At 71.7% G+C, this 12,590-nt stretch carries 9 protein-coding genes; 8 read left to right on the top strand and 1 reads right to left on the bottom strand.

Annotated features, from left to right (window positions below; all coding sequences use genetic code 11):
- Positions 1–148 precede the first annotated feature (148 nt).
- A complete protein-coding gene (locus ACR2FV_RS09260; protein WP_434015402.1) occupies positions 149–1,888 on the top strand; it encodes a carbon starvation CstA family protein in 1,740 nt (579 codons plus the stop codon).
- Positions 1,889–1,991: 103 nt separating this feature from the next.
- Entirely contained in the window at positions 1,992–2,393 is a 402-nt protein-coding gene (locus ACR2FV_RS09255) for a hypothetical protein (RefSeq protein WP_434015401.1), read from the top strand.
- Between the two features lie 140 nt (positions 2,394–2,533).
- Here the strand turns inward: ACR2FV_RS09255 and ACR2FV_RS09250 are convergent, their stop codons facing one another.
- Complete coding sequence (locus ACR2FV_RS09250; RefSeq protein ID WP_434015400.1) at positions 2,534–4,030, bottom strand: CCA tRNA nucleotidyltransferase; 1,497 nt, start codon at positions 4,028–4,030, stop codon at positions 2,534–2,536.
- 148 nt (positions 4,031–4,178) lie between these two features.
- Between ACR2FV_RS09250 and ACR2FV_RS09245 the strand changes: the two genes are divergently transcribed.
- From ACR2FV_RS09245 to ACR2FV_RS09220, 6 genes are all read left to right on the top strand, one after another.
- Entirely contained in the window at positions 4,179–4,661 is a 483-nt protein-coding gene (locus tag ACR2FV_RS09245) for an NUDIX hydrolase (protein ID WP_434015399.1), read from the top strand.
- An 85-nt stretch (positions 4,662–4,746) separates the two neighbouring features.
- A complete protein-coding gene (locus tag ACR2FV_RS09240) occupies positions 4,747–7,221 on the top strand; it encodes a DUF6049 family protein (RefSeq protein ID WP_434015398.1) in 2,475 nt (824 codons plus the stop codon).
- Entirely contained in the window at positions 7,218–8,864 is a 1,647-nt protein-coding gene (gene murJ / locus ACR2FV_RS09235) for a murein biosynthesis integral membrane protein MurJ (RefSeq protein WP_434015397.1), read from the top strand. The genes ACR2FV_RS09240 and murJ overlap by 4 nt, the downstream gene beginning before the upstream one ends.
- Before the next feature lie 102 nt (positions 8,865–8,966).
- Positions 8,967–10,841, top strand: a complete 1,875-nt coding sequence (locus tag ACR2FV_RS09230; protein WP_434015396.1) for a protein kinase family protein — start codon at positions 8,967–8,969, stop codon at positions 10,839–10,841.
- A gap of 40 nt (positions 10,842–10,881) precedes the next feature.
- Positions 10,882–11,436, top strand: a complete 555-nt coding sequence (sigM, locus tag ACR2FV_RS09225) for an RNA polymerase sigma factor SigM (RefSeq protein WP_434015395.1) — start codon at positions 10,882–10,884, stop codon at positions 11,434–11,436.
- A gap of 172 nt (positions 11,437–11,608) precedes the next feature.
- Positions 11,609–12,553, top strand: coding sequence for a hypothetical protein (locus ACR2FV_RS09220; RefSeq protein WP_434015394.1), 945 nt, complete (start codon positions 11,609–11,611; stop codon positions 12,551–12,553).
- Positions 12,554–12,590 lie beyond the last annotated feature (37 nt).

Here is a 12,590-nt window from a genome sequence, read left to right as displayed (position 1 = left end):
CGCTGCCGGCGTGGACCACCGTTGCCGCATCGCGCACAAGCGCGAACGTAACACGCTGCATACCCGCGTCTCTCGCGTCCCACTTGTCACATTCGCCACGAGGGGAGGACACTGACGGCGTTGTGTCCGTCGCCCGAAGGAGTGCGCCATGCCCGCCGCCGTCGTCGCCGCCGTCGTGGGAGTCCTGTACTTCCTCGGTTGGCGCTACTACTCGCGCTACCTCGCCGACCATGTCTACGCGCTGGACCCGGCATTCGTCACCCCGGCTCACCGGTTCACCGACGGCGTCGACTACGTGCCCACCAACAAGCACGTCGTGTTCGGGCACCATTTCACCTCGGTGGCCGGCGCGGCACCGATCGTCGGACCGGCCATCGCCGTGTTCTGGGGGTGGGGGCCGGCCCTGGCCTGGATCGTGCTCGGCACCATCTTCGCGGCCGGTGTGCACGACTTCGGCTCCCTGGCCGTCTCGGTGCGACACGACGCCAAGAACATCGGCACGATCACCAAGGACATCATCTCCGCGCGGGCGCGCACACTGTTCCTGATCATCATCTTCTTCCTGCTCACGCTGGTCAACGCGGTCTTCGCCGTCGTCATCGGCAACCTGTTCGTGGCCAACCCCGGGGCCGTCATCCCGATCTTCGTGGAGATTCCGCTGGCGATCGTGATCGGGCAGTACATCTACAAGACCCGATCGGCCGCGCTGATCCCCTCGATCCTGGGCGTCATCGGCCTCTACGCCCTGATCTGGGTCGGTCAGCAGTACCCGGTCGACATCGCTCCGCTGGCCGAGGGTCTGGGCATCGACAACACCCGCAACCTGTGGATCATCATCATGTTCGCCTACGCCTTCATTGCGTCCCGGCTGCCGGTGTGGATCCTGCTGCAGCCGCGTGACTACATCAACTCCCACCAGCTCTTCATCGCCCTCGGCGTGGTTGCCCTGGGCGTCCTGGTCGGCTGGAGCACCATCGTGGCGCCCCTGGTCAACGACGTGCCCGACGACGCTCCCTCGGTCTTCCCGTTCCTGTTCATCACCATCGCCTGCGGCGCCATCTCGGGCTTCCACTCCCTGGTCGCCTCGGGCACGACCGCCAAGCAGATCGACAAGGAGACCGACGCACGGTATGTCGGATACATGGGTGCGGTCGGTGAGGGCAGCCTCGCGATGGGTGCCGTCCTGGCCTGCACCGCGGGCGTGGTGGCCACCCGGGCCGAGTGGGACGCGCTCTACCCCGACTTCGCCACCGCGTCCGGCGGTGCCGTCGGCAACTTCGTGGGTGGAATCGGCCAGTTCGCCAACAACCTCGGCGTGCCCTTGGACCTGGCGGTGGTCTTCGGCGCCGTCGTCGTGATCAGCTTCGCCGCGACCACGATGGACACCGGTGTCCGGCTGCAGCGCTACATCGTGCAGGAGATCTCCGAGATCGCCGGATGGCGCACGGGCGCCCGCAACCTGACCGTGGCCGGGTTGATCGCCGTGGTGGTGCCGCTGGGGATGGCCCTGCTGCCTGGGGGCGGCGACGCCGGCTACACGTTCGGTGTGCTGTGGCAGCTGTTCGGCACCACCAACCAGCTCACCGCTGGTCTGGCGCTGACCGTGGTCGCGGTCTGGGTCACCAAGCGGGGACGCAACCCGATCGCGGTGATCATCCCGTTGGTCCTGCTCCTGGTGATGACCTCGTGGGCGCTCGTGGTCAACTTGCTCACGTTCATCGAGGACGAGCAGTGGGTGCTCGCGCCGCTGGATGCGATCATCTTCGTGCTGGCGATGTGGCTGATCGTCGAGGCTGCACTGGCGTTGCGTGGGATGAGCGGCCGGGGCGCCCCTCAGGCCGCGGACGCGCCTCGACAGGACGACCCGGTCGGCGGCCCGCAGCGGTGAGCGCGCAGCGGCCTGGCGGCGGAGAGCGCAGCACGGTGCGCAGGGCAGCGGCGATTCATCCGCACCGCGCTCAGCGATGCAGCCGGATATCGAGGACCTGCCCGTGACCACGCATGTCGTGCTGGTCCGCCCCTGGGCCGATGCCCAGGCAGGATCCGGCTGCTGCTCGGGTGATACCCGGGAGGCGATCGCGCTGGATGCGCCGGTGTGCAGGGCGCACGAGAGCCCCGCGGAGGCTCAGGTCTTAGGGAGCACCTATCGGCTGCTGCGCGAGCGGCTCCCCGATGTGGATGTGCAGATCGTCTCGGTCAGCAACACGGCATACCTGCTGCCGACGACCTACCGGGCGGCCCGGCGCCGGGTCGGCCGGGCGCGAGCCCTGCGCGAAGCGAGTCGCGCGACCACCGCCGGGGCTGTTCTCGTCGACGGCGAGCTGATCGGGGACATCACCGACCTCGGGCCCGATGGGGTGCTGGTCGCCGTGGGCAACCGCGTCGCACCCTGAGGCGCTGCGGGGGCAGCAGCGGAGAGCGGCGATGTCCTGTGCTGACCTGCTCATTGCGCGGGATTGCACACATTGCGCGGCGTCCGACCACGGCGCCATGTGCGCAATGCCGCGCAATGCTGCCGCCGACCCTTCTCGGCTCAGCGCTCCTGCTGCTCGGCCCACCACCGGCGCAGCTCGGCCTCCGCGGCGTCGCGACCCAGGAATCCCTGGTCCAGGCGCACCGCCAGCAGGTGCTTGTAGGCCCGACCGAGCACCGGTCCCGGCTCGATGCCGAGGACCTCGGCGATCTGGTTGCCGTTGAGCTCAGGACGCACCGCAGCCAGATCCTCCTGCTCACGCAGCCGCTCGATCCGCGTCTCGAGGTCGTCGTAGGTGGCCGCGAGCCGGGCTGCCTTGCGCCGGTTGCGCGTCGTGGAGTCCGAGCGGGTCAGCTTGTGCAGCCGGCCCAGCAGCGGGCCGGCGTCGGTGATGTAGCGCCGCACCGCCGAGTCGGTCCACTCCCCGGTGCCGTAGCCGTGGAAGCGCAGGTGCAGCTCGATCAGCCGGCACACCGACCGAGTCGTGTCCTTGTCGTAGCGCAGCGCCCGCAGCCGGGCCCGGGCCAGCTTGGCCCCGACCACCTCGTGGTGGTGGAAGCTCACCCCGCCCCGGGGCTCGAAGCGCCGGGTCGCCGGCTTGCCGATGTCGTGCAGCAGCGCGGCCAACCGCAGCACCAGGTCCGGTCCGGGCACCGCGTCCGGGCCGTCGGCGCCGACCGGGGCCTCCAGCGCGATGGCCTGCTCCAGCACGATCAGGCTGTGCTCGTAGACGTCCTTGTGCCGGTGGTGCTCATCCACCTCCAGCTGCAACGCAGGCAGCTCGGGCAGCACGATCGCCGCGAGCCCGGTATCGACCAGGACCTCCAGCCCGGCCCGCGGGTCGTCGCTCAGGAGCAACCGGTTGAGCTCCTCCCGGATCCGCTCGGCCGAGACGATCTCGATCCGTCCCGCCATGTCGGCCATCGCCGAGCGCACGTCGGGGGCGAGCCGCAGACCCAGCTGCGAGGCGAACCGGGCGGCCCGCATCATCCGCAGCGGGTCGTCGGAGAAGGACACCTGCGGGGTATGCGGTGTGCGCAGCACCCCCGCGGCGAGGTCGCCCAGACCGTCGTGCCGGTCGACGAAGTGCACCTGCGGCAGCCGCAGCGCCATGGCGTTGACGGTGAAGTCCCGCCGCACCAGGTCGTCCTCGAGGTTGTCCCCGAAGGCCACGACCGGCTTGCGGGAGTCGGGGTCGTAGGCGTCGGCGCGGTATGTCGTGATCTCCAGCGTGCGGTCGCCACGCCGGGCCCCGATGGTGCCGAAGGCGCGGCCCAGGTCCCAGGTGTGCTCGGCCCACCCGGTGAGCACCTCCTCGATCTGCTCCGGCCGCGCCGAGGTCGTCAGGTCCAGGTCCGGGGACACCCGGCCCAGCACGGCGTCGCGCACCGGGCCACCGACGAGGGCCAGCTCGTGGCCGGCGGCGGCGAAGCGCGCACCCAGCTCGGTCAGCAGCGGCAGCTCCGGCGCCAGGTGCGCCGCCGCACGGGCGAGCAGCTCGGCGCCGGGCGGGGTCACCGCGTCGTCGGCCAGGGGGTCATGGGCACGGTCGGACACGAGGTCTCAGCATACGTCGTCCACGGGCATCGGTCAGGGCTCGCCGTCGTGTTGCGACGACAGGGGCGGCCCGCTCGCCGCCGCAATACCCAGCCGGCTCACGCGTTGCTCCCGGCCGGGCCCCGGCCCGGCTGGTTAGAGTGATGGGGTGACCACCACCCCGCGACCGACTCGCCCGGTGCGGCGGTTGCCGGCGGTCAACGAGACCTCGGCGGGCGGCGTGGTGGTCGACGTGCAGGACGGCAGGGCACGGATCGCCATCATCGCGCGGCGCAACCGCAGTGGCCGCGTCGAGTGGTGTCTGCCCAAAGGGCATGTGGAGGCGGGGGAGACGCTGCGGCAGACCGCGGAGCGCGAGGTGGCCGAGGAGACCGGCATCCGCGGCCGGGTGCTGATCACTCTGGGCACCGTGGAGTACTGGTTCTCCACGCCGCAGCACCGCATCCACAAGATGGTCTACCACTACCTGCTGGAGGCCACCGGCGGCCGCCTCACCGTGGAGGACGATCCGGACCAGGAGGCCATCGACGCTGCCTGGTATCCGCTCGACGAGGTCCACGAGCAGCTGACCTTTCCCAACGAGCGACGCATCGCTCAGGCCGCCTGGCAGCGGCTGGCCGGGTCCGGCTGAGCCCGGAGTACGACGAGTGCCGATCCCGATTTCACCCCTACGCTCCCGGGGGCTCATGCCCGCGGGTGCCGCGTCCCCTGGCGCCGTGCTGGTCCTGGTCCTCGCACTGCTGCTGGTGCTGCTGACCGGGGCGCTCCCCGCCCGGGCAGACGGGACCCTGACCCAGCAGGATGAGACGCTGACCGCGCGGGAGGGGACGCTGACCCAACAGAACCAGGAGACCCTGCCGGTCCTGGTGGAGCTCGATGCGGTCGACCCGGCGGTGCTGGGTCCAGGCGTGCCGTTCGTGGTCCAGGGCACCATCCGCAACGTCTCCACATCCGAGGTGCCGGTGCGGGCTGTCCGCGCCGAGACCGCATACCGCAGCCTGGACACCCGCGGGGCCGTGGCTGCGTGGGCAACCGGTGACGCCGGTGTCACCACCTCGCGAGTGCTCGCCACCGACATCACCGACGCCGTCCTGGCTCCCGGTGACAGCAGGTCGTTCACGCTGCGCATCGAGGGGGATGGTTTCGAGCCGCCGTTCGACTTCGCCACCTTGCCGCTGTCGGTGCAGGTCCAAGCCGCCGACGGCACGGTGCGCGGGAGGATCCGCAGCTACCTGCCCTGGTATGCCGCGGAGCGGGCCGAGCAGCCGCTGCGCCTGTCGTGGGTCGTGCCGCTGACCAAGCCCGCGCAGCCCCAGGTCAGCTCGGCCGACCCCACCATCCGAGATGACGCGTGGCTGCGGGCGATCGGGGAGGAGTCCCGTGCCCGGGTCTGGCTCGAGGGGCTGACCGAGAGTGACTCCGCCGCGACCTTCCTGGTGGATCCGGCCCTGCTGGCTCCGCTGCCCCCTGTAGGGGAGATGACCGACCCGGTGCCCGCACCACTGCCGACTCCCACCGCGACGGGCGAGCCCTCCACCGCCCCGCCGACCGAGCAACCGAGCTCGACCAAGCCAGAGCCGGACGCGCCCAGCACCACCCGCCCCGGGGATCCCGGGAGCACAGACACTGCGGGTGCGGCGGACGAGGGGCCGGTGCCGGCGACCCCACCGGTGCCGACCCCACCGGTGCCGACGCCCGAGCCCACCTCGCCGGAGGACACCCCCGAAGACCCGGGCTCACCGGGTCTGCCGGGCGTGAACCTCCCCGAGGTACTCACCGAGGTCCAGCAGGCCCAGGTAGACCTGCAGACCCGCCTGTCCGAGCTCGGACCCGATCGGGTCTGGTGGCTGCCGGCGGGCGATCCCGACCTCGCGGCACTGCTGGACCTCCAGGCGACCCCCTCGTTGGCCGACCAGCTGATCCCCGGTGAGCTGCCGGAGTCACCACTGGTCGCCGGCCGGCTGGTCGACAACGGTCGGCACGACATTGCCTGGCCCTCCTGGAACCGGGTCAACGCGGCCGACCTGGAGGCCCTGCGCCGGCTGTGGCCGCAGGGGGACCCTGCGTTGAGTGCCGCCCTGGTCCCCGACACGGCGGTGCGGGCGGACGACTTCACCGGGACCACTGGCGGGGCGGTCCAGGTGCCCTGGGGTGGCGACACCAGCAACAGCGACAGCACGGGCCGCGACGACACGGAGGCAGATCTCACCCTGCTCGCCTTCGACACCACCCTGTCCGGCCTGGTCGCCGCCGCCCCCCCACCACAGCGCGACGGCGCCGTGATCCAGCGCCTCGTCGCCGAGACCATGGCCATCTACCAGCAGGCGCCGGCCCGGACCCGGACCGTGCTGCTGGCCCCTCCACGACAGGCTGCGATCGCCCCGCAGACCCTGGCCGACCTCACCGCCGCCCTCGACCAGGCACCGTGGTTGACCCAGGTCAGCGCGGTCGAGGCACTGCAGGCTCCGGCACCGGCCCGGCTGACCGGCACCCCGCTGGAGCGACCCGCACCGGGTGACCGGACGGCATACCCGGTGCCTGGACCCTCGCCGCTGAGCGGTGACCGGCTCAGCGACATCGAGACCTTGCGCACCACACTCCTCGAGGTCAGTGGCATCCTGCCCAGCGACCAGGCGGTCCAACGCTGGCAGCCGGTGCTGGACGGGCTCTACTCGACCCGATGGCGGGCCAGCCCCGACTTCTGGAGCATCCCGTTGACCGAGCTGCAGAGCCAGGTCGAGGAGGTGCAGAGGGGGTTGCGGGTCAACCCGACCACCGTCAACTTCCTGGCCGACGAGGGGTTGATCCAGACCACGGTGGTCAACAACCTCGCCACCGATGTGCAGGACCTCGTCCTGCACCTGGAGCCAACCAACGGGAGGCTGAGGGTGATCGAGCCTCCGGAGCCGATCTCGATCGGCGCTCGCAGCCGGGCCACGGTCCAGTTCCGGGCGCAGGCGGTCGCCGCCGGTGAGGTCCCGATCCGGGCCTACCTGACCACCCCGTCGGGGCTGCGGGTCGGTGAGACCCAAGAGCTGAGCGTCCGGGTCCGCCCGACGGGTGAGTGGATCTACTGGGTGCTGGGCGGGGCAGCCGGAGTCATCCTCATCCTCGGCCTGTCCCGTGCGGTACGGCGACCAGGCGCCAACGGCGCGGACGACCCGGCCGACGCTGGGGGGAGGCGCAGGTGAGCCAGTCGCCGGACTCCGGGCAGGACCCCGACGACGACGCGAGCACATCCCGCCGGCTGGCCCGTTCCAGCGCGCTGATGGCCTCCGGGACCTTCGTCTCGCGCATCCTCGGTCTGGTCCGCACCGCCCTGCTGGTCGGCGTCATCGGCACCACCGCCTCGGCCAACGCCTGGGAGACCGCCAACACGCTGCCCAACACCATCTACATTCTGCTGGCGGGCGGCATCCTCAACACCGTTTTCGTGCCCCAGCTCACCCGCTCACTCTCCCGCGCCGACAAGGGCCGCGACCTGACCGACCGGTTGATCACGCTGACCTTGGTGGCCCTGCTTGCCACGACGGTGATCGTCACCGCCGGGGCCTACCTGGTCACCAAGCTCTACGCCCTGGACTGGTCCGGTGCCCAGCTCGCCCTGGCGGTGGCGTTCGCCTACCTGTGCCTACCGCAGGTCTTCTTCTACGGCCTGTATGCCGTGCTCGGCCAGATCCTGAACGCCCAGGAGCGGTTCGGCTGGTACATGTGGGCTCCGGTCGCCAACAACATCGTGGCCATCACCGGCCTGGTGATCTTCTCGGTCCGCTACTCCGGCACGACGGTCCTGGAGCCCAGCGGCTGGAGCACTGGGATGATCCTGCTGCTGGGCGGCACCGCCACACTCGGGGTGCTGGTGCAGGCGGCGGTGCTGGTCCCCCCGGTCGTGGCCAGCGGATTCCGCTACCGGCCCCGCTGGGGGTTCCGCGGCGTGGGGCTCGGGGCGGCCTCCAGGATGGCCAAGTGGACCATCGCGATCATCCTGGTCTCCCAGGCCGGGCTGTTGGCCTCGACCAACCTGCTCAACAGCGTCACTGCCGACCACCCCGACGTTCCCGGGCGGGCCGTGTTCAACTACGCCTTCCTGATCTTCATCCTGCCGCACTCGCTGGTGGCGACCTCGTTGCTGACCGCGATGTTCCCGGCGCTGTCCCGGGCCGCGGCCGCGGACGACAAGCAGGCCCTGGGCCGGCAGTACGGCCACGGCCTGCGGCTGTTGGCCACAGCCATGGTGCCCATGTCGGTCGCCGTGCTCGTGCTGGCCCCGCAGGTCGCCGCCGTGATCCTGTTCTTCAGCGGCGCGGAGGCCACCGCACCCATCGCTGAGGTGGTCCGCGCCCTGGTCCTCGGTCTCGTGCCCTACGGCATCTATCTGCTCTCCCAGCGCGTCTTCCACGCCTATCAGGAGGGCCGGCCGCCGTTCCGGCTGCAGACGACCATCACGGCGGTCACCATCGCCTTCCTCGGACTGGCGCTGATGTTGCCGCCACAGGTCACCGCGGTCACCGTCGGGCTGGGTCAGTCGGCCGGGCAGGCCGTCGCGGCGCTCCTCGCGGTGCGGTGGGTCCGGCAGCGCATCGGCGGCGTCCCGCTCGGTGCGGTGCGCTCCACCTACCTGGCTGCCCTCGCTGCCGCCCTGCTGGCCGCCATCCCCTTGGTGGGCGTCGTGCTGGCCGGCGACCGGCTGCTGGACGGCAAGTTCGCCGCCCTCGTCGTCCTGGTCACCGGTGGGGTCGTCTACTTCGGGTTGTATGGCGTGCTGGTGCACCGGTTCGGTGTGCGGGAGCTGTCCGACGTGCTCGATCCGTTGCTGCGGCGGCTGCGTCGCTGACCGGTTCGCACAGAATGCCGCGCCGTGGCAACAGATCACTTCTGAGCGGGACTACCCTAAGTCTGATCCACCTCCCCGACATCAGAACCGAAGGAGCCCGTGGTGCGCGGCATCGACACCGGCACGGTCCTCGCGGACCGCTACGTCCTCGAGGAGCTGCTGGCACAACGGGACGAGACGCTCGACTACTGGTCGGCCACCGACCGCACGCTCGACCGGCTCGTCGCGGTCACCGTGCTGCCGGCCAGCGGCCAGTTCGAGGAGATGGCCCACGCCGTGCTGGACGGTGCCCGGCGCACGGCGGGCGTGGACGACCCGCGGCTGGTGCGGGTGCTCGACGTGGGACTCGACGAGGGCTTCTGCTGGATCGTCGAGGAGGGGCTCAGCGAGGCGGAGTCGCTGGCCTCCCTGGTCTCCCAGCATCCCCTCCCCGCCGAGGAGGCCCGCCGCATCGTCGGCGAGGCGGCCTCGGGACTGGAGTCGGCCCGCCGCCGCGGTCTGCACCACCTCTATCTCAACCCCCACGCCGTGCTGCGCACCAGCGAGGGCAGTGTCAAGGTCTCGGGGATCGGGGTGGCAGCGGCGATCGAGCAAGTCGACGACGTGACCGCCGACGAGGCGACGCTGATCGACACCGGCGACCTGCTCTCGTTGCTCTACACCGGCCTGACGGGGCGCTGGCCCGGCGAGCAGATCGAGGGGCTGCGCGGTGCTCGGCGGCTGGCCGACGGCAGCCTGCCGGCACCGTCGGAGGTGGTCTCGGGGGTGCCCGGCGACCTCGACGCGCTGTGCCGGATGACCTTCGGCGCCGAGTACTCCGCCGACCAGGGGCCACGGACGCCTGGGGAGCTGGCCCGGCGGCTGGCCCCGTGGCCCTCGGAGATGGTCACCGGAACCGGCGGTCAGGCCTTCGGGCCCGACTCGCCCTTGGCGGGACTGGGCGCGGACGCGTCGTTGGCCGGCGCGGCCGGTGCAGGGGCGGCCATTACCAGCACCTCGTCGGCGCAGGACGACCCCGATTCGAGCGCCACCGGCTTCGCGACCGGAGCCGGCGACGACACGGGGTGGTCCGGGCAGGACCAGTGGGAGACCGACGGCGAGGCGGCCCGCGCGTCGGGACCCGTCGAGCAGGACCACACCACCGTCGTCGAGCCCGCCTACTACCGCACCGAGGTGGGGACCCCGGGCTCGGAGGGCGGCACGTCCGCCTCCGGTTCCGGTGCCGCAGCGGGTCCCGACGCAGACTTCGACGAGGGGCGCTCTCCCGCCATCGTCGGTGCGGGCCTGTCGGGGGCGACCGCCGATCGCACCAGTGAGCGCCGGCAGTCCGGCGTCGTGCTCGCCCTGATCGCGGCCATCCTGGTCGTCGCGGTGTTCCTGGCCTACGGCGCCTTCCGAGGCCTGCTCCCCGGCAACGAGGGGCCGACGGAGGCTGCCACCGGAGCATCGGCCGCTCCCTCGACCGACGACGGGGCGCAGACCAGCGCCGCGGCCGGTGGCGACAGCTCCGAACAGACCCAGGCGGAGCCCTCCAGGGATGCCACGCTGGAGCCGATCGAGCTGGCCGGCATCACGTCCTACGACCCCGAGGGCGACGGCGACGAGCGCAACGACGTCGTCGACCTCGCGATCGACGGCAACCAGGAGACCGCCTGGAACTCCCACACCTACCTGGCCGCCAACTGGGGCAACCTCAAGAGCGGCGTCGGGCTCCTGGTCGACCTCGAGGAGAGCCAGGAGGTGTCCGAGGTCGACCTGGACTTCCCCCGGGGGGACTACGCCGTGGAGGTCTACGTCACCGACGAGGAGACCCGGGAGGGCGCGACCAGCATCGGCGCCCGTGACGACGCCTCCGGTGAGGTCACCTTCACCGCCGACGAGCCCGCCACCGGGCGCTATGTGCTGATCTGGTTCTCCCGGGCCTGGGACGGCCCCGACGGCGAGATCGTCTATCTGTCCGAGGTCGCGGTCAAGTGACTCCAAGCCGCCCCGGCACCGTCACCCGATGAGGTGAACCGTGGCCGGCGAGGACCTCCTGGACCCCTATGACGTGTCCGACGTCAGCGACCGCGAGCTGTTGTCGCGGCACGTCGACGGGGATCCGGAGGCGTTCGGCGAGATCTTCCGCCGGCACAAGGACCGGATGTGGGCGGTGGCGCTTCGCACGACCCGGGATCCGGAGCTGGCGGCCGACGCGGTGCAGGACGCCTTCCTCAACGCCTTTCGCCGAGCGGGCTCCTTCCGCGGAGATGCCCAGGTCAGCACCTGGCTGCACCGCATCGTGGTCAACGCCTGCCTGGACCGGCTGCGCCGCATCCGGCCCACCGCCGACCTGGCCGACCACGAGCCGGTCGAGCCGCGGGAGCACCACCGCAGCGTGGAGGTCCAGCTCGACGTCAGAGCCGCCCTGGGGACCCTCCCGGAAGGCCAGCGGATGGCCCTGGTCCTGGTGGACATGCACGGTCTCAGCATGGCGGAGGCCGCCGCCGTCCTCGACGTCGCCGAGGGCACGGTGAAGTCCCGGTGCTCACGCGGGCGCTCCGCCCTCGCGGCGATCCTGGAGCCACCATGAGCGCCCCGAGCAGGGCGACACCGCCCAGGAGGGAACCACCTCCGGCCGGCACTCGTCATACCCGACGTGGGCGGTCCCCCGCCGCTCGCCCTTCGTCCCCGACCTCGCAGACCCCGCCCCCGTCCACCGGTCCGTCTCGGCGGACCCCGAGACCACAGCTGAGGAGCAGCCGGTGAGCACCCCGATCGACCGTGACCCCGCTGCACCCGAGCCGGACCCCACCGGGATGCGGGAGCTGCTGGCCGCCCTGCCCGACCCCGGGCCGATGCCACCGGAGGTCGCCCAACGGATCACCGCCGCGCTGCAGCACGAGCAGCGGCATCGCGTCAGTCACCCGCCACAGGAGGGGATGCCGTCCCCGGCGCCGGACCGCACGCGGCGCGGGAGGCTCACCACAGCGGCCACGGTCGGCTCGCTGGACTCGCGACGGCATTCCCGGGTCCCGCACGTGCTGGCCGCGGCCGCCTCCGTGGCCGCTGTGGCGCTGGCCGGAGTGGTCGTGCTGGACCAGGTGGCCGGCGACGGCTCGCTGGGCGACATGGCCGCCGTGTACTGGAACGGCGGCAACGGCTCGTCATCCGATGCCGCCGGAGGTGGGTCTGCCGAGGCCGGATCGGACAGTGGCGGGGTGCGCGGACAGTCCGAGGACAGCGCGGCGGGCGCTGAGTCCCGGGAAGAATCCGGGGAGGCCGCGGGCGACGCCGAGTCGGCCCCCGACGCGGTGGCCGGGGCCGAGCCCGAGGACGAGACCGCGCCGGGCGAGCAGCTCGCGGTCCCGCTGGCCGACGATCTCAGGGTGATCGCGGTCGCCGACCCGCTCACCAGCGAGATGTTCGCGACCGGGGTGCGCACCGCCCTGGAGAGCGCGGACACGCGCAGCCAGGCCGCCGGTGCGCAGCCGCAGCTGAGCAGCCGGGCGGGGCAGGCGTGCGTGACGGCGACGGGTGAGAGCCTGGCCGACCAACGATGGACCGTCAGTGCCATCACGCTCGACGGTGATGACGCAGTGCTGGTGGTAGCGACCGACCGGACCGACCAGGCATGGGCGCTCGCCGCCGAGTGCGCGGTGGGCGACAGCTCGGCTCCCGTCCTGCTCGGTCCGGTGGAGGTTCCCTGAGCCGACGGGAACATCCGGGCCGTAGGATCGGTTCCCT

It is taken from the genome of Ornithinimicrobium sp. (assembly GCF_051004135.1).
GTDB lineage: Bacteria > Actinomycetota > Actinomycetes > Actinomycetales > Dermatophilaceae > Ornithinicoccus.
Note: the sequence above shows the minus strand (reverse complement) of the source record. Positions and strands in the feature narration are given on the sequence as shown.

Excerpts from the sequence above, each read along its gene's own strand:
- ACR2FV_RS09260 (WP_434015402.1), top strand. The coding sequence starts at position 149 with ATGCCCGCCGCCGTCGTCGCCGCCGTCGTGGGAGTCCTGTACTTCCTC.